Origin of the sequence: Acidithrix ferrooxidans, from assembly GCF_000949295.1 — a bacterium.
In the GTDB taxonomy this organism is placed as follows: Bacteria; Actinomycetota; Acidimicrobiia; order Acidimicrobiales; family Acidimicrobiaceae; genus Acidithrix; species Acidithrix ferrooxidans.
Genome location: NZ_JXYS01000066.1, coordinates 13,846 through 36,901 on the forward strand (window position 1 = coordinate 13,846; position 23,056 = coordinate 36,901).

18 protein-coding genes, 1 tRNA gene and 1 pseudogene are annotated in these 23,056 nt (G+C 47.6%); 8 read left to right on the forward strand and 12 right to left on the reverse strand.

The genetic code is table 11. The features are described 5' to 3' along the window. Positions 1-7 precede the first annotated feature (7 nt). From AXFE_RS09885 to AXFE_RS09900, 4 genes are all read left to right on the forward strand, one after another. Positions 8-691 (forward strand): phosphoribosylanthranilate isomerase, encoded by a 684-nt coding sequence (locus tag AXFE_RS09885; protein WP_082058645.1) that lies wholly within the window; start codon positions 8-10, stop codon positions 689-691. Beyond that, entirely contained in the window at positions 688-1,878 is a 1,191-nt protein-coding gene (trpB, locus tag AXFE_RS09890) for a tryptophan synthase subunit beta (protein ID WP_052605700.1), read from the forward strand. The genes AXFE_RS09885 and trpB overlap by 4 nt, the downstream gene beginning before the upstream one ends. Before the next feature lie 47 nt (positions 1,879-1,925). Continuing rightward, the gene (trpA, locus tag AXFE_RS09895; protein WP_052605723.1) at positions 1,926-2,687 is read left to right on the forward strand and encodes a tryptophan synthase subunit alpha; all 762 of its coding nucleotides are present in this window, start codon (positions 1,926-1,928) and stop codon (positions 2,685-2,687) included. A 126-nt stretch (positions 2,688-2,813) separates the two neighbouring features. Next, a complete protein-coding gene (locus tag AXFE_RS09900; protein ID WP_152626015.1) occupies positions 2,814-3,128 on the forward strand; it encodes a hypothetical protein in 315 nt (104 codons plus the stop codon). 399 nt (positions 3,129-3,527) lie between these two features. On the opposite strand, the gene AXFE_RS09905 is transcribed toward AXFE_RS09900, so the two are convergent. The 6 genes from AXFE_RS09905 to fabD form a co-directional block, all read right to left on the reverse strand. Then, positions 3,528-5,201: an ABC1 kinase family protein gene (locus tag AXFE_RS09905; protein ID WP_082058646.1), complete on the reverse strand. Its 1,674-nt coding sequence runs from the start codon at positions 5,199-5,201 to the stop codon at positions 3,528-3,530. Positions 5,202-5,965: 764 nt separating this feature from the next. Continuing rightward, entirely contained in the window at positions 5,966-7,174 is a 1,209-nt protein-coding gene (locus AXFE_RS09915; RefSeq protein WP_052605703.1) for a beta-ketoacyl-[acyl-carrier-protein] synthase family protein, read from the reverse strand. Next, on the reverse strand, positions 7,171-7,464 hold the full coding sequence (locus tag AXFE_RS09920; protein ID WP_283770449.1) for an acyl carrier protein: 294 nt from the start codon (positions 7,462-7,464) through the stop codon (positions 7,171-7,173). The genes AXFE_RS09915 and AXFE_RS09920 overlap by 4 nt, the downstream gene beginning before the upstream one ends. A 73-nt stretch (positions 7,465-7,537) precedes the next feature. Further along, complete coding sequence (gene fabG, locus AXFE_RS09925) at positions 7,538-8,269, reverse strand: 3-oxoacyl-ACP reductase FabG (RefSeq protein WP_152626016.1); 732 nt, start codon at positions 8,267-8,269, stop codon at positions 7,538-7,540. Then, positions 8,269-9,201: a beta-ketoacyl-ACP synthase III gene (locus AXFE_RS09930; protein WP_052605705.1), complete on the reverse strand. Its 933-nt coding sequence runs from the start codon at positions 9,199-9,201 to the stop codon at positions 8,269-8,271. Before AXFE_RS09930 ends, fabG begins: the two co-directional genes overlap by 1 nt. A gap of 2 nt (positions 9,202-9,203) precedes the next feature. Beyond that, positions 9,204-10,394 (reverse strand): ACP S-malonyltransferase, encoded by a 1,191-nt coding sequence (gene fabD, locus AXFE_RS09935; RefSeq protein WP_268749156.1) that lies wholly within the window; start codon positions 10,392-10,394, stop codon positions 9,204-9,206. 615 nt (positions 10,395-11,009) lie between these two features. Between fabD and AXFE_RS09940 the strand changes: the two genes are divergently transcribed. Further along, a tRNA-Leu gene (locus tag AXFE_RS09940) sits at positions 11,010-11,092 on the forward strand. Between the two features lie 657 nt (positions 11,093-11,749). On the opposite strand, the gene AXFE_RS09945 is transcribed toward AXFE_RS09940, so the two are convergent. Continuing rightward, positions 11,750-12,319 carry a maleylpyruvate isomerase N-terminal domain-containing protein gene (locus tag AXFE_RS09945; protein WP_052605707.1) on the reverse strand — a complete coding sequence of 190 codons (570 nt, stop codon included), beginning with the start codon at positions 12,317-12,319 and terminating at the stop codon, positions 11,750-11,752. A gap of 304 nt (positions 12,320-12,623) precedes the next feature. On the opposite strand from AXFE_RS09945, the gene AXFE_RS09950 reads away from it, so the two are divergent. Next, the gene (locus AXFE_RS09950; RefSeq protein WP_052605708.1) at positions 12,624-13,436 is read left to right on the forward strand and encodes a flagellar brake protein; all 813 of its coding nucleotides are present in this window, start codon (positions 12,624-12,626) and stop codon (positions 13,434-13,436) included. 171 nt (positions 13,437-13,607) lie between these two features. Here AXFE_RS09950 and AXFE_RS09955 read toward each other — a convergent pair whose 3' ends face one another. From AXFE_RS09955 to AXFE_RS09970, 4 genes and pseudogenes are all read right to left on the reverse strand, one after another. Beyond that, on the reverse strand, positions 13,608-14,477 hold the full coding sequence (locus AXFE_RS09955; protein WP_052605709.1) for a PstA family ABC transporter permease: 870 nt from the start codon (positions 14,475-14,477) through the stop codon (positions 13,608-13,610). Between the two features lie 4 nt (positions 14,478-14,481). Continuing rightward, on the reverse strand, positions 14,482-15,546 hold the full coding sequence (pstC, locus tag AXFE_RS09960; RefSeq protein ID WP_082058647.1) for a phosphate ABC transporter permease subunit PstC: 1,065 nt from the start codon (positions 15,544-15,546) through the stop codon (positions 14,482-14,484). A gap of 125 nt (positions 15,547-15,671) precedes the next feature. Beyond that, positions 15,672-16,748, reverse strand: a pseudogene (gene pstS, locus AXFE_RS09965) (phosphate ABC transporter substrate-binding protein PstS); the annotation flags it as partial. Positions 16,749-16,901: 153 nt separating this feature from the next. After that, positions 16,902-17,729: a phosphate ABC transporter ATP-binding protein gene (locus tag AXFE_RS09970; protein ID WP_082058651.1), complete on the reverse strand. Its 828-nt coding sequence runs from the start codon at positions 17,727-17,729 to the stop codon at positions 16,902-16,904. Positions 17,730-18,328: 599 nt separating this feature from the next. Between AXFE_RS09970 and AXFE_RS09975 the strand changes: the two genes are divergently transcribed. Continuing rightward, positions 18,329-19,570 (forward strand): enolase C-terminal domain-like protein, encoded by a 1,242-nt coding sequence (locus AXFE_RS09975; RefSeq protein ID WP_052605711.1) that lies wholly within the window; start codon positions 18,329-18,331, stop codon positions 19,568-19,570. A 645-nt stretch (positions 19,571-20,215) separates the two neighbouring features. Here the strand turns inward: AXFE_RS09975 and AXFE_RS09985 are convergent. Beyond that, entirely contained in the window at positions 20,216-20,926 is a 711-nt protein-coding gene (locus AXFE_RS09985; protein ID WP_052605713.1) for an MBL fold metallo-hydrolase, read from the reverse strand. A gap of 1,419 nt (positions 20,927-22,345) precedes the next feature. Here AXFE_RS09985 and AXFE_RS09995 point away from each other — a divergent pair. After that, positions 22,346-22,975: an ANTAR domain-containing response regulator gene (locus AXFE_RS09995; protein ID WP_052605715.1), complete on the forward strand. Its 630-nt coding sequence runs from the start codon at positions 22,346-22,348 to the stop codon at positions 22,973-22,975. The last annotated feature ends 81 nt before the right edge of the window (positions 22,976-23,056 follow it).

Genomic DNA, 23,056 nt, shown 5'->3' on the forward strand with positions numbered 1-23,056 from the left:
GTCGGAAATGTTTATCAAGATATGTGGTATCACAAATGAGGAAGATGCCCTTTTGGCGGTTGCGCTTGGAGCCGATGCCCTTGGCTTTATCTTTGCACCCTCTCCCCGGATGGTCTCTGTCAATGTTGCGCGCGATATTATCAAACGCTTGCCAAGTGAAATTTTGACTATCGGTGTATTTGTAAACGAGGATCCAGATGAGTTGGTCAGAATAGTTCATTCGGTTGGGCTGGGCGGTGCTCAACTGCATGGAAACGAGAGTGTCGAGACCGTGTTATCGCTGCGATTGAGGCTCAACTACCTCATCAAGGCGCTTCCGGCAGATGGAATGTCGATTAGATCTTTTTTTCGCTATCCAGTAGATGCACTTTTAGTCGATAGTGCACAGCCTGGATCAGGAAAGGCCTTTGATTGGTCGATCATTGAGGCAGAACACATGCCCAAAAGGATTATTTTGGCAGGTGGACTAAATAGCGAAAATGTTCGAGAGGCTATTACCACGGTTAGACCATATGGGGTTGACGTCTCAAGTGGGGTAGAGTCCGCTCCTGGAAAGAAAGACCCCGTTGCGCTTCGCGCTTTTATTTCAAATGCGAAGTCTGCATTTGTGACTCTAGATAGGGACCCGCTTGGCGATAGCATAAGTGCTACTTCAAGTTCGCCGATCTTCAATTGGGAGGAACACCTTTGACAAATCTTAGCCAGGATCCAAAAGCAATTAGTGGAGATTTTGATGGCCGCTTCGGGGACTTTGGCGGTCGATATATCCCTGAGTCTTTAAACCATGCAGTCGTGGAACTCGAGCGGACATTTAATGAGGCATGGGCTGATCCAGAGTTTATGGCCACATACCTGTCGATTCTCAATAGTTACGGTGGGCGACCATCTCCGGTCACAAAGTGTAACAACCTTTCACGCTCTCTTGGAATAGAACTTTATTTGAAGAGGGAAGACCTAAATCACACGGGTAGCCACAAGATAAATAATGTGATCGGTCAAGCCCTTTTGACCAAGCGTATGGGTAAGACCAGAATTATTGCAGAGACTGGGGCCGGCCAACACGGCGTTGCTACCGCCACAGCAGCGGCGCTACTTGGCCTTAAATGCACCGTTTATATGGGCGAATTAGATACCGAACGTCAAGCGCTCAATGTGTTTAGGATGAAGTTGTTGGGCTCGGAGGTCGTTGCTGTCACTTCGGGATCTAGGACGCTGAAGGATGCGATTAATGAGGCAATGCGCGAATGGGTTGCATGTGTAGAAGATACCCACTATTGCATTGGTTCAGTTATGGGGCCGCATCCATATCCCTATATGGTAAGACAGTTCCAAAAGATTATAGGCGAAGAGGCTCGACCGCAGATCAATGCGCTAATTGGCAATGATCCAGATTTTGTAATAGCGTGCGTTGGGGGAGGCTCCAACGCAGCAGGCACCTTCCACGCCTTTGTTGAATCTCGGTCGGCTCTTATAGGTGTTGAACCAGCTGGTGGAGCTGCAGTGGGCCGTGGTGTGCCGGGTGTTATCCATGGAATGCGTTCCCAGTTCTTACAAGATGAATTTGGTCAGCTACAGGAGGCTCATTCAGTTTCGGCGGGTTTGGACTATCCCGGTGTAGGCCCCGAGCACTCCTATTTGAGTGCTATTGGACGCGCACAATATGAGAGTGTGAATGATGAAGAGGTCCTAAGTGCCTTTCAGCTACTTGCACGTTCCGAGGGAATTATTCCGGCATTAGAACCAGCTCATGGCCTGGCCTATATCGTCAGAGAGGCTGGTAAGGCGATTCCATTTGGCTCCAGTGTGCTTTTGACGATGTCTGGTCGAGGCGATAAAGATGCTGAGACCGTTGCACATATGCTTGGTTATTTTCAATAGATTTGGGTGAGATTTTGATAGAGAATGAAACCTCTTGTAGTCTTGAGGTGAGGCTAAGAAGCCAGCGAGCAAAAGGTCGTAAGATCCTCGTGCCATATGTGACAGGGGGCTATGACGACAGCTGGTTAGAGACTATTCAGGCTATCGCTGAGGCTGGAGCTGACGCGATCGAGATCGGAATTCCATTTTCAGATCCCATTATGGATGGGCCGATTATTCAAGCAGCATCCCAGCAAGCGCTCGATCGAGGGGTGACTCCAGCTTCCATCTTTGCTCAATTGGAGAAGTTGGATATCGACGTTCCGTTGATTGCCATGACCTATTGCAACCTTGTCTTTCACAGTGGATTTGAACGTTTTGGCGGGTGGCTCTCGATGGGCGGAGTAACTGGAACTATCTTTCCGGACCTACCGTTGGAAGAGTCACACAAGTGGTCAGACTATGCAGAGTCGATAGGGATAGCAAATATTCTTTTAGTCGCGCCTACTTCGTCTATCTCGCGTAGCCAGGAGATTGCCAGCGCTAGCCGTGGCTTTGTATATGGTGTTGGGTTGATGGGCGTTACCGGAATTCGAGCTAGCCTTGCAGAGAGTGCCTCGAAGGTTGCATCTTCCCTAAAGGCTATTACAGATCGGGTCGTCCTGGTTGGGATCGGCATATCTACTCCTCAGCAGGCGAAAGAAGTTGCTCAAGTTAGTGACGGTGTGATAGTGGGGTCTGCCTTGGTCAAGCGACTACTCGATGGCGAGGGACCAAATGGTGCCTATGCCTTTATCTCCTCGTTGCGCTCCGGCCTAGATGACCTTTAGGTGTTAACTCCTCTCAATGCTTTTAGCTTGTATATAAAAAATCTTGGACAATTTTAGATAGAGTTGAGATCTCGAATTGTCCTAGATGGTATTTCTCTTGTGAACTTTCCGAGCGAGGTGGTAAAAATGACATTCCCGGATTGTGAGCTTTGCCAAGCGATAAAGATTACGCCTTGGCTCTATGAAGACGATATTTGCTTCGTGGCGCTGTGTGAATCCTGCGACGTTCCAATGGTTGTTCTACGAGAACACAGTGTTGATCTGTCAGAAGAGCTGCTTGATGACCTGATCGAAAAGTTAACAAAAGCGGCCAGTTCTTATTTTGGTGAGCGTGAATTTTTCATAGATAAGATTCGACGACAGATCCCCGATCACTTTCATGCCCATGCTCGGCCGCGCCCTAACTATATGATCTTTCGCCAAGGCCAAGGATCGAATTAGGTCATATGTTTGGCGGCTTGAGATGTCGAGCAATCTCTCTGGGTATTGGAGAGATTGTCTCGGGCAAATGACGGGCTTCGCTACCTTCAATGGCTACATTTAATTGAGCATGTACCTATGTTGACGATTGATCGATGCTCCAATGGTCCCTCCAAATGAAATTTCGCCTCTAGATGGCGGATATTGGAGCCCATCGCCTAGAGCGACCCTGCATGACTAACTCAGCTCCTTGGCGGTCGATGCTTTATCGAGGCGGTTTGGACCTAAAGCTAGTGGAAAATTCCCAAAATTCGATCGTATTGTTTTTTGCTTGGATAGCGCAATAACTAGATGGCGCAGAAGAACCTATTTGCTGATCGCTGCTGCGCCGTGGTTATTTAATTTTTTACTTCGGTGACCCTAGTGCTTTTTCTTCGGTAAAAACTTCGATTTTCGCTGTGATCGTTGGGCATTTTCTTCCATTCGGCTTCGGATGATCTCTCTTCGTTCTCGGAGTTCACGATAGGTAATGGCGTTTGTTTGCTGTTCGAGGCCCAGTGAGTTTTTGACTCCTTCGAGATCGACAGGCACTTCACGAAGGTCTACTCCCACGTCAGCTGCGATTCGAGCCCCATGCTTGGTTGCAAAGTAAGCAGCTAAATATGTGATCTCAGAGAATAGATCGACATCGGGGGCGAGCTTCGCGATTGATGAGTCTAGGAATATCATGTTTTTTATAAAGAGCATTAGCTCCTTAGGCAACTTTGCCCCATAACCTAAAAGTGCTTTGGTAAGCTCACGGATCTCTTTGGTAAGCTCTTCTGGAGACATTGAAGTCGGGTCTTTGGTGGGACGATCAAGCCCCAGATCTGCTATTACCAATTCGATATCGGTATCTATTGGTAGGGCTCCTAGGTCGCGCAGGGCGCTGGTTTGCATTCTAACGTCGTTTACCGTACCGCCCATAAGCAGCCGTAGAAATGCCAGTCGTTTTTCCTCGCTAAGCCGTCCGGTTATTCCATAGTCAAGTAGTCCAACAGTACCATCTTTTTGAACCAGAAGATTGCCTCCATGAAGGTCTCCATGGAAGATTCCAAAGAGCATGGCACCTTCCATGAAACCGACAAGGGCGGCCCTGAGAACCGCTGAAGTGTCGATTCCCGCATTGCGCATTCCGATTGCGTCGTCCCAGGCAAAGCCTTCTAGACGTTCCATAACTAGGACCCGGCGCGTAACATACCGACGGTGGGGTCTTGGAACAACGATGGCTCGCTGATCAGTCTCGGCGAGCAGTCTGGCTACATCTAACATGTTGGCCGCCTCTAAACGAAAGTCCAACTCTTCGACGATGGTCTCAGCAAATAGTTCAACGAGAGCAGGGGGGTTTGCTAGCGCTGAGACTGGAATTCGACCAATGAGTGCGGGTGCAAACCATGCCATCGCTGCAAGGTCGCGTGTGACCAGGTCGCCAACGGTACTTCGCTGGACTTTTACCACGACTTGTTCTCCCGAGCGAAGGCGACCCAGGTGGACTTGGGCGATAGATGCTGAAGCTATTGGCTTTTCTTCAAACTCTAGAAATACCTCTTCGAGCTCTGCGCCAAGGTCCTCTTCAACTGTCTTTCTGACAATCTCGAATGGTTCTGGGCGCACTCTATCACGGAGTTCTTTGAATTCAGTTACAAGCTCCTCGGGAAAAATTCCTTCACCTGACGAGATAATTTGACCGAGTTTAACGTAAGTCGGACCGAGTGCTTCAAAGGAGACCTTTAGTCGCCTAGAAAGTCCAATCCTTGAGATGGGATTCCCTTTGGGCTTTTCTTTGAGTTTCCACATGACTAGCGCTATCGCTATCGAGGTGCCTACTTTGACTACTCGGGAGGTGGGAGGAAGCTTTTTTCGGGCCAAAAGGCGTGGTACGGATTCCTGGCTTCGGCGCCTTAGCCGATCTATACCTCCAAGCCAGAGATAATGGTCGAGGTCGACTACCCATGGTCCGTTTTTAGAAAATGATCCTATCGAATAATCAGAAGGTGCCTGGATTTGGCTGGCCTCTTCTACGTTTGTTGCTGCATCTATATTTTGTGATTCCACAGAGTTAAACCTTACCAAGGCTTGCAGATTATTGGTATGAAAGTCCTTTTAGGAGCTTTGAATTGGCAATTTTACCCTATCGATTAAGGAATTGTTTTTACGTGCACCACTTTGGATCTTCATGGCCAACGCTATCTCGGAGTTCTTGTTGGGTGTCGCCTCGTACCGCAGTGCTATCTAACTGAGTTGCTCAGTTTTGTTTAATTTTGCTCAAATCGAGTGATTCCGCCATCTTTATCTTGGATTCGTTTACCTTTTGATTGCTGTCGTCACATCGAGATTGATACCCAAAATGGCTCAAGGCAAAAATGTAACTGGATAAGCAGAGTTGATCACTTGTCTTCATGGATGGTTTGACTTCTACTGACCATTTGATTGCACTATTTGGGTCAGTAGTTATTTTTGATTGCGTGCGCATGACTCAAATCGGTAAGTCTTCTAATGCTCATTAAAAATTGACATTGATGATAGATCGATTAATGATAAGCCCGAATTTTTTATCGAGGTGGTTTTATCGATCGTCCTCTTTGGGCACTTGTCATATTGAGATGTTTATTTGCGCTTGAAAGCTCCGGAATCGCCGTGGAGTAAGTAGTAGTTGATCGCGAAAGTAGCGAGTTTAGCGAAATTTTATAGCTACTACTGCCGCGGTTAAAGGCCAAAACCCCATAAATGAGAGTTTCTCTATGGGGTTTTGGCCTGAAAGCAGGTAATCAAAATCATCAGACTTGTTATTACGGAGTTATTGTGATTCTAGCTACGAGCTATCCTTCATATTTCGAAAAGATCAAGCTGCCGTTATGGCCGCCAAAGCCAAATGAGTTTGAAATGATTGCCCCGTCTGGCAGACTCCGTGCACTCCCAATCACGACATCAATATCGATTTCAGGGTCAACATTTTTAGTATTTGCCGTTGGTGGAATCATCCCGTGCTCAAAGGTGAGACATGAAGCGATGGCTTCAATTGCACCAGCGGCACCAAGTGAGTGGCCCAGCGCACCTTTGATGGAGGTGACTGGCGGTCGAGATTGTCCAAAGACCTTTGCAATTGCTTCGGCTTCGCCACGGTCATTCAACTGAGTTGAGGTGCCGTGAGCATTCACGTGGCCAATTTGCTCAGGAGCTAGCCCCGCATCAGCTAGGGCGAGCTCCATGCATCCGGCCGCGCCAACTCCATGGGGAGCGGGAGCGGTAATATGGTGGGCATCCGCATTTGAACCATATCCAGATACGATTCCATAGATATGAGCACCACGGGCAATTGCGTGACCAAGCTCTTCCAAGACCACAACCCCAGCGCCTTCGGCCATCAAAAAGCCATCACGCTCGGTGTCGAAGGGCCTAGATATTCCACTTGAGGAGGCCGCAGTCATATTTGCGAAGCCAGCAACAGCAGTTGGTGTACTTGCAACTTCAGCGCCACCAGCCAGCATGACGGTTGCACGTCCGGTCGCAATCTCCCTAGCAGCATTGCCAATTGCCTGGGTTCCAGCCGCACACGCAGTTGCGGTTGTTTGACAGGTGTTTGTAAATCCAAACTTCATCGAAATGGTTGCCGCATTGGAATTTGCCATCATCATTGGAACTAGGAAAGGTGTTACCCTGTCTGCTCCGCGAGTGTGGCAGATAACTATCTGCGCCTCGAGGGTGGTGAGCCCTCCTACGCCGGTTCCCATCCATACGCCAGCTCTGGCCGGGTCGACCTCTAGAGAACCCGTGTCTTGCATTGCTAGTATCGAAGCAGCGAGTCCCATCTGGTTGTATCTATCGGCACGACGTGCGTCTTTAACACCCATATAAACAGATGGATCGAAATCGGGAATCAGTCGTGAACCGGAGTATTCGGGTTGGTTGATTCCATTCCAGAATGCCTCCTTGCCAGTACCGACTGAGGACACGACGCCAACACCAGTGATTGCGACCTGGTATGGCGCTTCAATGCTTTGACCGGCTTGTGTCCACGCTATCTTCATGCAATTTTGCCTTTTACTAAATTGAAGGCGCCACCAACTGTGTCGACACCTTCGAGTTCAGACTCCTCCACCTTTATGGAAAAAGAATCTTCCAACTCCATAACCAACTCTACGATATCAAGACTGTCAGCGTCTAGGTCCTCAGCAAAATTTGCTTCCATGACTACTTTGTCTGGGCTTACGCCGAGAACCTTGACTGCGCACTCCTTGAACTGCTCAAAAGCCTTAGCGTCGTCCATCTTCGCAACTTCCTTCTTTTGTTGTTGTTGTTTCCCATGAGAATCCGCCATCTGGCTTATCCCTTTTTATGCCAAGGTAGTGGCATTCCTTCCGATAAATGATAGCGGATCTGGCGGCGATGGACTAAAAGCCCATCGATAGTCCTCCGTCAACAGGCAATATCACCCCGGTAATGTACGCAGCTTCTTCCGATACGAGAAACGCTATGGCTCCTGATATGTCCGAAGGCTCCGCAACTCTTTGCATTGGAATTGATGAAGTCATCTCATCCATGCGCTTTTGGCTCAGATTGGCTGTCATTGCCGTAGCAACGGCGCCGGGCGCAATGACATTGGCCGTAATATTTCTGCTTGCCACTTCTCGAGCTAGAGATCTAGCAAAGCCGCTCAGACCTGCTTTTGATGCGGCATAGTTGGCTTGACCAGGTCCCCCCATCCCTGCGATTACCGATGAGACAAAAACAATTCTACCAAATCTGGCTCGAACCATCGATGGTAGAACTTTTTTCGTGAGTCTAAAGGCTCCGGTCAGGTTGGTTTCGATTACAGAATCCCATGCGTCGTGGGACATCCTAAGTAAGAGAGTGTCTTCTGTGATACCTGCATTTACGATTAGAATCTCGATCTTACCGAATTTGGCTTCAACTTGATCGATAGCGGAATCTATAGAGTCGCTATCTGAGACGTCGCAGGAGACCTCCATGAATCGATCTCCGTATTTGGTTAGATTTTCACTACTGTGGCGAGATCGATAGGTGACCGCTACCTTGTATCCTCTCTCAAGAAGTACCTCAGAGGTGGCTGCTCCAATTCCAGTTGCGCCACCGGTGATAAATACACACCTTGACTCTTGCACTAAACCACCCACCGTATCACTGCTGCAGCCCAGGTCATTCCGGCTCCAAAGCCGCAGAAGAGAACATGGTCACCATTTTGAAGTCGTCCCATCTCAGCGGCTGCAACCAAGGCTAATGGAATGCTACCGGAGGAGGTATTGCCAGTTTTATCTAAAACTATCGCGGTTTTTTCAATCGGGATTCCGAGGCGATTGGTTGCCGCTTCTATGATTCGCAGGTTTGCTTGATGAGGTACGACGAGGGATACATCTGAGGCTGCGATTCCTGCACGCTCCAAGGCTTGCTTGGAAGACGCAACCATGGCTAGAACTGCCTTCTTGTAGACTTCACGCCCTTCCATCTTCATGTATCCGCCGTGATCACAGTAAAGGATAGGCACGAGACTTCCATCGACACCTAAGTCCCATCCCAAAAAGGCATTGTCTTGTAACTCTGTACGCTCCATGATTACAGCGCCAGCGCCGTCCGCAAAGAGTACTGCTGTTGAGCGGTCTTCCTGGTCTGTTATTCGACTCAGGGTATCCGATCCAACGACAAGAATCCGCTTGACTCCAGTTGCAATCATTGAGTTGGCTAGGACCATAGCATAGACAAAGCCCGCGCATGCCGCGTTGACATCAAAGGCTCCGCAATTGAGGCCGAGCTCTGCTTGCACTGTCGCTGAGGTCGCAGGAATAGTCTGCTCCGGGGTTGTCGTAGAAAGAATCAAAAGATCGATATCTTTAGGTTCTAGTCCGGCATTCGCCAATGCTTTCTGTGAAGCTTCGATTGCGAGCGAGGATGTGGTGCCTCCAAATCGACGCTCTTTGATGCCCGTTCGTTCGGTTATCCAAGCATCGTTGGTTTCGAGGCGAGCCTCAAAGTCGGCGTTTGTCACGACGGTGTCGGGAAGCGCAGAACCCCACCCTACAATCTTTGATCCATAAAACACGTTTAGTTATCCAATGCGGTTCGTAGCCAAGCGATTGGCTGTCCTGTAGTTACTCTTTCACCATCTGAGGCGAGATATCCGCTTAGAATGCCGGTAAATGGCGATCTAACGGCCTCGCTGTTTACCTCTCCGAGGCTATTTCCAACTGAGACTCGATCTTTGAGTCCAATCTCGTGAGACAGTGAAAATACTCCTGCGTTAGGAGAGACAACTATTCGTTCAGATGCATAAAGATGTTCGCCTAATACCATCTCGTTAGGTACTGCGGTGCGAGCGTTTGCCTCGACTGCCATGATCAATTTATCGAGGTCGTTAGGGGTCTGAACCGAGATGCCAGTTACGTCTGGAGCGGCTCGTTTAGCAAGGCCAGTCAATACGTTACCTGGACCAATTTCAACAAGCAACGTTGTACCTAGGTCTCGAAGTTTGGCTAGTGACCTAGTCCACATAACAGGCGATGTTAGTTGTTGCGCGAGAAGCCGTATCCAGTCTGCTGCACGTCGATACGGAAACGCATCGACATTGGCGACTACGGGTACTTCGGCGTCGTAGAAACGGGAATCTAAAAGTGCTCTGCGAAGACGTTGTCTCGCGTGCTCCATATATGGGGTATGAAAGGCACCATTTACAGGTAGAACTAAGGCTTTTTTGGCGCCAATTTCACGTGCAATATCGATGGCACGTTCGAGGGCGTCGCGCCTTCCAGAGAGTACGACTTGGCCTGGAGCGTTGTAGTTGGCTACCCAAACTTCGCCTCCGGCTGCATCGCATGCCTTTTCTGCGCCGTCGTCATCGATTCCTAAAAGTGCTGCCATTGCACCCGGATTCTCTTCAGCTGCATTTTGCATGGCTTCGGCTCGCTCGCCGACCAGTTTTGCACCCGTGTCAAATGGAAGGGCACCTGCGGCGACAAGTGCGCAGTATTCTCCTAGTGAGTGACCGGCGCAAATTGAAGGAGTGACTCCGGTTCTCTCGATAGCATCAAGCACAAGCATCGACATTGTATAGGTGACGAGTTGAGTGTTGCGAGTTTGAGCAAGCGTCTGCTGGTCAGCGTACAAAAGTAACGAGGCTATATCTCGATTGGTTGCTTCAGACGCATCGGCCACGACCTCCCATGAAGGATGGTCAACCCACGGAGCTCCCATGCCAGGTTTTTGGGAACCTTGTCCTGGAAAAGTGAACGCTATCACTTGGTGCCTTTCATTGCTGCACGTTTAATTTCGTGAAACATATTCCTATTAATTCTAGGCGTTGCTGCTTTAGTACCATCGGTAACTTGATTTTTATTGCCTAGATGCCTTGACAGTTTGTTGATAATATGTTATGGGAGCCAAGGCGTCTAGCAAAGTTATACAAACGACTTGAGCCTCTGTGAGTTAGCCTTCGATGCTTTTGATCAGAGCGACTGCCACGTTTGCGGCTCGGCTGCAACATTGGGTGAAATTAAATTATCGAGTTATTCTTCGTCCTTGTCTCGGTGCTCACCCATCTGTATTTGGGCGAAGCAATCTCTTTGTTAGTTGAGTTACGCCCATTTGGTGGGCTCTCTTCGAATTTAAACCTTATACATTTGACCAATTCTTTCAAATGCATACATATATAGACTCCGAAGAAGACACAAAGGTTACAAATTGATGGAATTAGCATCAAGGATCAACCGGTAAAAGCAGATGTATGCTTCGAAATTCTTTTAGTGGTCGTTTTTTGGATCAAGTGATTCAAGGTCTTTTTAGTCAATGAAGTGGTTTTTTTAATTTGAGACGTACTTTGGTGGGCAAGCACCTGTAAGATATTTGTTACACTTTGCCCGGGTGGTGGAATGGTAGACACGAAGGACTCAAAATCCTTTGCTCGCAAGGGCGTGCGGGTTCGAATCCCGCTCCGGGTACTCACGATATGGTTTGGTGCAAACGATTTGGAAGCTATTTGCAATCGTGCATGGCGCACGGCACGCGATATGCTGATAAGCCAGCCGATTATTTGAACGCAAATTGTAGTTGGATCTCTGTTTCCGCATTTGTAATCGGTTATCCGAGCAAGTCGGTCGCCCAAGGCCCGAAATGGTTACGATCATATTTTATTCTTCCACACAGTACATGCTCTATTGACAAAGAGAGATAGGTCTTTCTTTGAGCGATAATCAGCATCCTTAGTAACTCATTTCCGATTGGAACTGTGTTTAGCCCGGACTGTGGCTAGAAAGGACTGTCACGCTTTTATTGCGACTTTCCTATTGTGGTGATGTGCCCGTTGGCCTTACTACTGTTCAATTCAGAAGTCGCCCTAATAACACAGGTGTGTGAAAGCGTACAATAACCGATTATGGAGCATCTGTGATCGGATCAAAGAATTAGCTGAAGTGGCGAGTGTAAATTTCGCTTGGAGCCGACTTTGGAGATCGATTGCCATAATTATTTGGTATTTGGCCCTTATTAGTTAGATTGATGCATGCGTCGCGCCTTCTGGATCCAGACCCTGTTGCTGCTTACAGTCGGAACAATAGCTCTTCGGTTGTACTTGATCTATATTCCGCGGTCGCAGACGGCTAGGGATTTCTACCTGAAAGTTCAAGGAGGCGTTCGAGTGATCTCTTTGAGCTGTCTATCTCAGCGATTTGGTTAGGCCCGAAGCAGCCTGTTCGTTTGAGTTCGTTTTTTATGAATAGTGAAGATTCGTAGACGCAATCGGTTAGTTCTTGGTTGAGATCCTCATAGGTCCTAAGTGTTCGAGCTAGATCCCAGGCGTGAATTGTTAGGTCGCAAGACCTCAATAAGATTAAAGTTTCGATCGAAATATCCCCTTCGGGATGCTCAACTACTCTGTCTTGAGGCCAGCATTCTTCGAGGGACTCTCGTTGTTCATCGAGAGATTCGAGACACTCCAGGAATAGATCATCGGTGATGGTGGGCAAGGTGGGTAATGCCTCTACCTTTTGATTTGAAGCACCTTGAGCTAGGTACGCCGCAATTCTTGACCCTTGGGTAACGTGTATCAGTAGGTCTTGAACGTTCCAGCCCGGCCACGGTGTCGGGTTGGTAAGGTCGACATCTTCGATGGTTAAAAGCCGCTCCCTAAATGCTTCAGTTGCGAGCACTAGTATTCGATTTGGTTCCATGGAGTAATTTTACCATTCATAGTCCGTGATGGAATTGCCTAGATTTTTTAGTAATTATCCGTAGCCTTTAAAACATTGGTCGAATATTTGTTTCATAGGGTTTCCTTATGAATGTTGAGCTGATGCCGACTTATATCACTACATTTGCTGTGTAGATATATCTGTCAGCGCATTTGCCAATTGTTTTCGTGTTAGATCGGTTTAAGCTTTTTGTGCTTGGTGTCGATAGTGATGGTGATGCGATGCACGTAGGACAGTGGATAGCAAGACATCGAACTTCGTCTTAATCTGTTGGAGAGATAGTGTGACTTTGCTTAGAGAGGGAACCAGAATCTTTCTGGATGCGTCGACAACGCCTCAGTCTTTAGAGGGAGCTTTTTCGGTACCCGCTTCGGCTTTGCCGGCGACGTTGTTGTACATGTCAGATCGAGTGGCCCGGTTGATACTTGAGACGCCCAAGAGCTTTCGTCTAAATTCCAAAGGGGTGCTCTATCGTAAGGTTCGTTTTGGCCTCTTTGGAGCACCATTTGTGGTGGAAAATAATGAAGATCCATCTCCAAAACTTCTTTCGGTGCGGCTTTTGAATCCGGGCGCTGTTCTTCAGCGGCGAGAGTTCGTTCGAGTCTCAACTGTCCTTGGAGTTTCGATATTTGTTCTAGAAGATGATAGAGCTATCGCTAATTTTACGGCTGTGGCTATTGATATTTCACAAGGTGGGATGCGGATTAAGACGTCTCATGGGATACGGGATAACGAGCGAATTAGGATTTCTTTTTTAATTGAAGGAACTACTCTAACGGTGTACGGACGTCTGAAAAGTCGTTTTCCTGATCAAACTTATGGTTTTGAATTTGACAGCATCTCTGACTCAAATGCCTCCAAGATTTGCAGATATGTCTTTAGAACTCAAGTTGCCCAGAATCCTCAACTTGGCAAACGAGCTAGCTTCTCTGACAATGATGGCGGGTCGACCCCCAGTAACTCTAATCCTGAAGAGGACGAATATTGGGATATCTTCAAAGAGGGGACACTCTCTTCGATAGCTGTATCGACTGATTATCGTGACTTCAATAAGACAGTATTTGGAGCGTTCAATCGTTTTTCCGTGTTCAATTGACTTAGCACCATGGCTTTGATCTTCACCAAAAGAGTCTTGTCGATTGGAGCCTGACGAATGGTCCGATGAATAGTTTGCAACATGGCCAACTGAGCGAGCAAATAAATATAACAAAGCCCAAAGGGTATGGTCCGGGTCTTGCTAGTTGTCGCCAAATAAGAGATGACGTGACTACCTTTTTGCCTCAGAATGGCGTTGAGTAAAAGCGACAATCAGTCGAGATATCGCGATTAAAGCAAGGACGAAGATCACAAGTAACATTGCCGCGTCGAAAGAGAGCCTTTGGGCCGCTACGGTTGGTTGGTTGTAGAAGGTCCACACTGCATAGGTTAAATATCCCAGAGGAGAGTGGGTGAGGGCTAGCTTTGGTAGATTTTGTGAGTATCCGGCTGTGTACAGAAGGGGAGCCGTCTCTCCAATTGAAATTGCTAGAGCGACTATCAGACCAGTTGCAATCCCTGGAAGGGCAGTTTTGAGTGAAATTCTTGTTAGGATTCGAGTCGGTTTGAATCCTAGGGCTTCTGCACCTTCTATGTAGGCTGTCGGGACCTGACGCAGCGCTACCTCAGTCGTCTTGGCGATATATGGTACGACCATTGCCGAAAGTGTCAATAGTCCAGCTCCTAGGGAAAAGCCCCAGTGAAGTCCAACCACTAGGGCCGTGTATCCAATGTAGCCAATGACGATCGAGGGTATTCCAGCTAAAACTTCAGATGACGAACGTAGAATTACAGCGGTTCGACCTTTTGCAAATTGTGAGAGATAGATACCAGAGAGGATTCCAATTGAGCCAGCGACCACCATCACCCCAGTGGTAATGGTAGCCGTTCCAACGATTTCATTCTTTAGGCCGCCTCCCAAACCTACCCCGTTTTGCGTTATGACGCTCCATGAGAAGTGTGGTAGTGCACGAATGATCACCTGAAGGACGATCCAAATCGAAGGTGCAATCACCAAGACAAGCGCGATAGAACATAAGACTATGACCGCCAGGTTGATAAGTTTGCGATTTCCACTGTGGCGTGAAGTATCCTGGCTCAATTTTTTAGACTCCTCTTCCAATCGGTAGCGACGTTGATGCGACTCGCCTCACGAGTAGGCGTGCGCCTACATTGGCAAGAAGTGTTATGAGCATCAGAATTAATGCCGCCTCGGCCAATGTCTCAACCGCTAGTCCGGTTGCGTCGGTCAGGGCTGAGTCAAGCTGACTTACAATTGTGGCCGCGATGGTCGTGAACGTGCCGTAGATATTCGTGGGATACGAACCTAGCACCACTCCTGAGACCATAGCTACCGCCATGGTCTCTCCAAGGGCTCTCGCAAAGCCCAAAACGGTAGCGCCGATAACACCGGCGGATATCCAAGGAAAGGTAACTTTTCTTGTTACTTCCCACTCCGTCATGCCAAGGGCAAATGCACCTTCTTCGGCGAGCCTGGGAACTTGAGCTATCAAATCTCTGGTAGTCGATGCGATAATAGGAATAATCATTATTCCTAAAATTAAAGATGATGTCAAAAGCCCCTCACCGGCGCCAGTGCTACCTCTGAAGTATTTTAGTATGAAGATATTGGGGGCGTGGGACGCGATGACTGGATAGATGTCACGCGAAAGTAGAGGACCGAGAGTTAAGGCACCCCACAGTCCAAAAACTACACTTGGAATGCCTGCGAGAAGCTCGAGGAATGCTCCGACAAATCCTCTAAGTCTTGGGTGAAGCTTTTTGGCCACAATGACCGCAGCGCCAACAGACAAGGGGATGGCGAAGATCAGGGCTATTACTGACGATTCGAGGGTACCAATAATCAAAGGAAGCGCACCATAACTTGCAAGTAACGGGTGTTGAACCCCATTAGTAGTCACTGGATTTGCATAGAAGTTACCAGGTCGCCAATTGCGACCAATCAGAAAGCCGCCACCGTTGTACTTGATCGCCGGGTATGCCTTCTTGAAGAGAATCGTTAAAATCCCAATTAAAACCAAAAGTGGTACGCAGGTAGATAGTGCACTAATGACCGTAATCGGACTCCATCGCCCCAACTTAGCCGGAATGAATTTTCCGTGATCGTCGGGTGAATTTGCCAAAGCGTCTTCAACAACAGATGTGGCCATTTGTAGTCCTCGTCTAATTGGTGGATTGTATTTAATTCTTCGACAAACGACCTGACATGGAAGTCAGGTCGTTTGTTTTGTACAGCCGCTTGGAAATATTCGAATGATTTCTAGCGGATTATTTTTTAGCCAGCTTGGATCTTGTTAATTTGCGCAAGAGAAAGAGCAGCTACGGACGATGGCAGAGGTTGGAAATTGACCTGGCTTAGATACGAGGCGGCATTCCCATGACTTGGATCGATCGCCCAGGTAAGTACGGATCTGATGGTGGCTGCTTTGTTCGCATCGGTTTGTGCTGTATTTACTATCGCGTATTCAAAGTTGATTATCGGATAAGACGCTGTCCCTGGGCCGTAAATAAGCGAGATCGCTTCGTTGCTAGGCACCTTGGCGATGAAGCTTTGGGCTTCAGCTTGAATGGAAGTTGGGGTTGGGACTACATATTTTCCGGCGGCATTTGAAATGGCTGCCATGGTAAGGTTGGCTTTCTGAGCAGACGATGCAAAGCTAACACCGACATATGCAATGCAACCCTTAGTGGCGCCGCATGTGGTCACCATTCCACCGTTCCCATTTGCTGATAGAGCAGTCGATACGGCTGGCCATGGCACCGTGGTTCCATAGGATACGCTACTTCCCCATCCGCTTGGATCGACAGCTGAGAGATATTGCGTAAATATGAAGGTATCACCTGAGCCATCAATTCTGTGAACGGGGATGATTGCTAGGTGTGGCAATGTCGCCGAGGGATTTAGGGCTTTGATGGCCGGGTCGTCCCAATATTGAATCTTGCCCTGATAGATCTTTGAAATGACCGATCCGCTTAGATCAAGTTGTGTCGTTACTCCAGGGATGTTGTAGACGATCTCCTGAGCCGAGATAGCTAGGGGGATATTTACCAGTGTTGGACTCTTGGTAGTTTGGGTGGAGGAGAGATATGCATCCGAGGCACCTATGTCGACAGTGGCTGAAGCAGCATCTGCTATTCCGGTCCCAGATCCCGTTCCCGCAGTAGTTATTGTAATGTTAGGAAATTGCTTTTGATAGTCGGGTGCCCAAAGGTTAAAGAGTGGATAAAGTAGAGTGGAACCGGTCTCTTGTATTGCAACCTTTGCAGTCGGTGGATTTTCTCCTGATGCAAAGTTCGGTGCAGTAGTTGTTGAGGCTGACGGGGCGGCGGTCGTAGCTGCTGCTGTGGTAACGCTCGACGAGTTTGACGACGATGACTAGGAGCTACCGCAAGCTGATGCGACCAACCCGCCTGACAGAAAGATGCCAGCGAGTAATAGAGGTTTTTTCGGCAACATGCCGTTTCCTTTCAATAGAGTGGTTTTTGTCTAGATCGACGTTTTTGTTTACCCGATACGTCCGGAGATGTAAAATTGGGTCTCTGGCATCTGAGGGTTTTCGAATATCTCCGAAGTCACTCCAGATTCCATTAACTTTCCGTCGAAAAAGAACATCGTGTAATCAGAGATTCGTTTGGCTTGAGCCAAGGAATGTGTCACAACGATGAAGGTGATCTCTGGGACGAGCTTGGAAAATAGATTTTCTACGGCTTCCACAGAGATCGGGTCAAGCGCAGACGTGGGTTCGTCTAGCAGCAGGACTTTTGGTTGCACGGCAAGACTTCTTGCCAAGCACAATAATTGTTGTTGTCCTCCAGAGAGTCTGAAAGGGGAATCATCCAAGCGATCATATACGGCTTTCCAAAGGCCGACCTTTTCAAGGGCGTCTTGAACGATCTCTTTGTATGCAGCGCGCGGAGCCATTTTGTGGGCTTTGATTCCGGCAAGTACGTTATCCTTGATTGACATTGGAAAAGGATTTGGTCGTTGAAAAAGCATTCCTACTTGGCGGCGTAACTCTAGAAGGTCGATCTCCTTGGAGAGGACCTCTTGGTCAAGGAGATTGATGCTGCCTTTGGTCCAAAAGCCCGATACTTTGTCGTTTAGTCTGTTTACACTTCGTAAAAACGTAGTTTTGCCTGACCCTGTTGGTCCAATTAGGGAAACGATTGACCCTGTAGGCATCGCTAAATTTACATCTTGGATGACATGCTTGTCTCCGAAACCAATATCAAGATGTCGGACGTTGAGAATTGTTCTCGACGTACTGACATCTGTCCTTTGAGAGGTCTTATTGCCCGGATCCTCTTCGCGGTCTATAACCAAGTCTTTCATTTGCCCCTCACCAAGGTGATGCCATTTGGTTTCCAAGTATTTCTTCGAACCTTGGTTATGAACTTAACGAGGCAATGTTAACGCCGGGTAAACATGGACGATTATTTGGATTTATTAATGTGCAATATTGATAGCTCCTATGGTCTTTTCTAGTAATGCTGATGGAATCTAAGTTGGATGAAAGAGCCATAAATAGATCACGAACAGGTATTTAGTAATTGCTATTGTAGGTTAACTTCGCTGGGAGATATTAATGATAATTTCTGAAACCTTTGTCAGGATTATCGGATTTTGAGGCTCTTTTTTAGTATTAATAGGACGGTTGTATCTTAAATGAGTACGATTGATGATTTTGAAATGTATTCTTTTGCTTGTAAGTGGGCTGAGTATAGATGAAGGCGAATTCGCGTATCGATGAGTATTTCACTGAGATCTGTTAGGATTGGAATTAATCAGGTTATTAACATGAGCCATTTTTCGCATAAGAGCAGTATGTAACCCAAATGATCATCCACGCAAAGTGATCAGCCAATATGATCACAATTTTGGACAATCATTGCGGCCTTGGTTGTCGCCTCATATAGGGCTATCGTTATCTTATGGATCTAAACGTAAATGTCCGAAATGCCGATGTTGTAACCATCAAAATCCCATTCAACAGAGAACTCCGCTCTTCGCTCCATCGGGATAACTTTAAATCGGGGGTTATCCTGACTTTGGAAGGCGGTGGCCATCTCGGATTTGGTGAAGCTCCAACATTGGCACTTCCCAGCTATGGCCCAGACTTCACCAATGGGGCATTTGTGGCTGTGGAGTTGTTTCTGGAGATGGCAAAGGGCTATTACGAATCGAACTCTAAGGAGATTACTATTCCAGTCGGCGACTTTATAGGTAGGTTGCTGCAGAGTTATAGAGGCAACAGACCCGCTATAGCCGCAATTGAGATGGCGCTTTTGGATCTTTATGCCCGTCAAAATAGTATTGGTCCACTTGAGACTATCGCGCAATATTTGAATCATGGCGAGGTTGAATATGGAGTCGGTGCCGGGGCTCTTGTGGATCGTTCCGGAGACCTTTTGGACTTTGAACTGGAGCCCCAGGGTGGCTCGCTTGGTTTTCTGCCCCTATCTGGGCTGGAGGGTGCCGAGGCGGATGATTCCTATGACTACTCCCAGTATCTAGCTTTGATCGAGTCAGGGTTTCGTCGAATCAAAGTCAAGGTTGACGGATCCAAGGGTGGATCGATATTGGGGTCACTTGCTAAGGTTTGTGAACTCAATCAAGGTTTTGTAGAACTATCGGTTGATGCCAACTGTAGTTTACGCCAGCCATTTCTGCTGGAGAGTATCTACGATATCGGCTTTTCCTACGTTGAGGATCCCTATGAGTTTGATTCTCTAAGCAACCTTGCCGACTCTCTCTCCAATAAGAGCGGAAGGGTCGCCTTGGATGGTTGTTTGACTTCGCTTCCTGTGGTCAGCGACTATATCAAACTCGTTAACTTTGACATCGGGGTACTCAAGCTCGATCGAATGGGATCAATACTTGAGGTTGTGAGGTCGGCAAATGCGCTAGCTCTGGCTGGTAAGAATTTCTACATCGGGGGTATGTACGATAGTCCGATACTTCGTCGTTTGAATGGGAATTTGATTCGAGTTCTAAGGCCGACTGAGGCGAGCGACTTAGGCGCCGACGGTGATTACTTTGATTGCGAATTGCTTCCAAGTGCTCTTCGAATGGATGATGGGAGACTAACGCTCCCAGGTGGAGTGGGTCTTTGTGGCATATTTCTACCAAATGAAGATCAAATCGGTATTTCAACGTCTCTTTTATTTGTTTGAGTTGATGCGCCATCCGCATAAAGATAATTCCACCATAGTCTTGTGCTTCTTTTGGAGTCGATAAAATTAAAGTCTGCGATATCAAATACAGCCCGTTGGGTTTGGACGTTCGGCGGACGGGAAAACCTTCGTATTGATCTTGAACAAGTTCTGCGTTGGCGGATCCCAATAGATGTTAATCGAGCCCCAGTTGAGTATTCCAAAACTCTTTACTAGTCATTGTGGCCTTTTATTCAAGGTCTGTCATCTGAAAACTAGGGTTCGCTCGAATGATCGAGTTCCTAGATCGCGATTTCGTTGGGAACGCCAAGCGCTCTAGGCCAAAATTAAATAGTCCAATAGCTTTATGTCGCCTGAGATGTATGTCGTCAATTAGGATAGCTCATGCCGCGTATGACCCCTTATGTGGACTAACCGAGTCGTCTTTAAGCGCAATGGTAGAGCGGTTCACGTAAAAGTGTTTTTGAATATTGGTTTAGCGCAAAGGGTCGATATTATGATCTTCGAGCTATCAGCAACCTTGCAAGAGCTGGATTGCGAAGATCGTCCTTGGCGTCTCTTCGACGTCAATCGGCCAAAGGCGTTAAATTCAGAGAGGCGCCAAGCTGCTTACTTAGATTCATTTGGCATGAAGACTAATTTTTGCTAGCGTCCATGAGTGCGGATAGCCTCTTGGATATAAGGGTTGGTGAGGCGCTCTGTGCCAATAGTTGTGCTGGGGCCATGGCCTGGTAGCACAACGGTATCGTCTGAAAGTGGCAGGATCTTGGTCACGAGAGACTCCATTAGCGAATCGAGCGAACCTCCTGGCAGGTCAGTTCTACCAATTGAGCCCGCGAAGAGATGATCTCCGGTGAATATGAGGGGCGGGAGACCCTCAACCTTGACTTTAAAGCACGTCGAACCTTGTGTGTGTCCAGGCGTATGAAGGGCGTCGAAAGACAATCCAGCTCCAGAGAATGTCACATCGTCGTCTAGATACTCGATCAATTCAGGAATTTTGGTGGACAGGCGTGCTTGAAGAAGAGCTTGGCCAAGCATCGCTGATGAACCTATCGGGTCTCGGATTAACTCTATGTCATTTTTGTGGGCTATCACTCTGATTTTCTGATGATCCAAGTCGTCTAGGAACTCTTTTTCCTCCACAACAGTTGGAATTCCCCCAATGTGGTCGATATGGCCATGGGTAGCTATGATGGCTACTACTTTGAGATTGGCGTCTTTGACGAACTTGATTACCTTTGCAGGCTCGGGTGGAACATCTACTAGAACGCACTCCCTCTGGCTTGTTGAGGATCGAATAACCCAAAAGTTGGTTGCAGCCAGCCACAGTGGCGCTCCATGTATAAGTTCCATTTTTGTATCTTCTTTTTTTGATGATCTTTCTTTGGTGAAAGCTTACATGAGCTACGCCACGTTCAATTTTGAGTGATTGATGTATTTGGGACTGCAACTATGCCGGATGGTCAAAGCTGAATCTGGCATCTTCTGATAAAGTTCTACGGATGTGATATCTGTTGGTTTCATCGAACTGAATTCTTTTTTTTATGCGACAATTGCAGTGCTTAGATCCATCTAGCGTCACATCTCGGCGGCTCTTGGCCCTGATGATCACGGCACTGATAATCTCGGATCGAACGGGAAAGTTTCTGGCTATCGGCAAAGGACAAATTAAGGTTTAAAAGGTTCCCCGTCGTCTCCTTGGCTACCACAACTTCGCAAACCATGGTGACTAGGATCCCCTTTATAAGACGACTTCAAAGTTCAAGTTTCGATGGGACTCTTTGGCAATTGGCTCGGTTGATTTCACCATGAGTATTCGCATCAAGATGTATTTTTTCTAATCAACCGTATACCTATTCACACCCCGCCTAGAGATCGCTTCGGGGGTCTTATCGGAGCTTTCACGGGGGGGTGGTTCTCCTGTTGCTAGTCATCGTGATCTTTATCGTCATCTCTTTTTGCGGCTGCTACTTGCTATTTTAGGTTGGATCGGCTATCTCTATGGGATTTTGCAATTGTTCGTAATAGTTACGAAGTGCAAATTATGGGTGTCAAGCTTGCATTGGCTGTGGATCAACCAGATGAGAGGTATCCAGCTTTGGGTCTTTTGATTGCGATCGCTGAGTCCACCCGAGACAAGGATGGATGAGCTGTTGCAAATAGATCTTTAGTTCGCCGACAGCGGGGTTTAGGATAGAATCCTTGTGGTTTTTCAAATTTGATTACCATATAAAAATTAAAGTGTTATCAAAATGTGTTTGAGGTTAAGGTTCGATTTGAGTAAAAGATCATCGATCATCTAAGTTACGATGATGGGTTGCGGTTGACTTTGGTTAGAGACGGTCGAGTTTGATTGGTTCGAGGTCGATCTCTTTTTTACGCCTGGATCCTTCATTTCGCTGGCGAAGGTGATCTCCGGGCGAGCTAATTGAGGTTTACCTCACCTTTTCTGGCAAATCTTTTCCAATCAGCCTTTTTAGATTTGCCCATTACTCGTTGACTTGTTTGGAGATATTGACTTACCTTGGGGGTAGTCTGAAATCTTTGCCGAGTTTGCAGATGCCCGGACTCATGCGAACTATTTGATATTATTAGCTCTTTTTGAAGTTCTGACCTAGGTTCATCGACATGTGGCATTGAGTGTAGTTTGAGGGATTTATCCTTGTTCTAGACTATCTTCTTTAGATGTATTGGGATACTACGCAGTAGTTGTCCGGAACTTTTTTCGAAGTTGAGCGGTTTTGTCGCCGCAAAACTTGTGGATTTTGGTCGATGGATCGAGATCGAATGGAGGCTCAAATGGCTCGTGTGGTAATCGCAGAAGACGAAGCGATAATTCGGCTTGATCTGAAGGAAGCTCTTGAAGAGCTTGGGTACGAGGTAGTTGGCGCAGCAAGTACTGGAGATGAGGGACTGGAAATGATCCGATCCCTAAAGCCCGACTTCGCAATTTTGGATATCAAGATGCCGGGCCTCGATGGATTGCAGGTTGCCCATGAAGTGGGCGAAGATAAGATCTGTCCGGTAATTATTTTGACTGCTTTCTCGCAGAGGGCCTTGATTGAACAGGCGAGAGATGCTGGCGCTCTGGCATATTTAGTTAAGCCATTTCAGCCAGCGGATTTGGTTCCAGCGATTGAGATTGCAATCGCTCGGTTCGCGCAGGCCCGGGCACTTGAAGAGGAGATCGCAGCACTTTCGGATCGCTCGGATTCACTCAGCGCGCAGCTTGAACTTCGAAAGTTGCTCGATCGTGCAAAAGGAATACTGATGGAGCGTTATGATATGACCGAGCCGGAATCATTCAGCTTTATACAGCGATCCGCTATGGACAGCCGCGCGCGAATGTCAGAGGTCGCAACCAAAGTTATCTCTGGGGAGCTTACCCCGCTGGCTCAATAAGGGTCTCTAGAGATATATCCGCGGCCAAAGGGTGAACCTAGCGGGTTCATTTCTATTTGATACCTATTCCACCCATTCATT

Coding starts and splice junctions, on each gene's coding strand:
- AXFE_RS09915 (WP_052605703.1), bottom strand. CDS start 7,174: ATGAAGATAGCGTGGACACAAGCCGGTCAAAGCATTGAAGCGCCATAC.
- AXFE_RS09970 (WP_082058651.1), bottom strand. CDS start 17,729: ATGAAAGACTTGGTTATAGACCGCGAAGAGGATCCGGGCAATAAGACC.
- AXFE_RS09945 (WP_052605707.1), bottom strand. CDS start 12,319: ATGGAACCAAATCGAATACTAGTGCTCGCAACTGAAGCATTTAGGGAG.
- AXFE_RS09900 (WP_152626015.1), top strand. CDS start 2,814: ATGACATTCCCGGATTGTGAGCTTTGCCAAGCGATAAAGATTACGCCT.
- AXFE_RS09920 (WP_283770449.1), bottom strand. CDS start 7,464: ATGGCGGATTCTCATGGGAAACAACAACAACAAAAGAAGGAAGTTGCG.
- AXFE_RS09995 (WP_052605715.1), top strand. CDS start 22,346: ATGGATCGAGATCGAATGGAGGCTCAAATGGCTCGTGTGGTAATCGCA.
- AXFE_RS09975 (WP_052605711.1), top strand. CDS start 18,329: ATGGATCTAAACGTAAATGTCCGAAATGCCGATGTTGTAACCATCAAA.
- pstC (WP_082058647.1), bottom strand. CDS start 15,546: ATGGCCACATCTGTTGTTGAAGACGCTTTGGCAAATTCACCCGACGAT.
- AXFE_RS09885 (WP_082058645.1), top strand. CDS start 8: ATGTTTATCAAGATATGTGGTATCACAAATGAGGAAGATGCCCTTTTG.
- AXFE_RS09985 (WP_052605713.1), bottom strand. CDS start 20,926: ATGGAACTTATACATGGAGCGCCACTGTGGCTGGCTGCAACCAACTTT.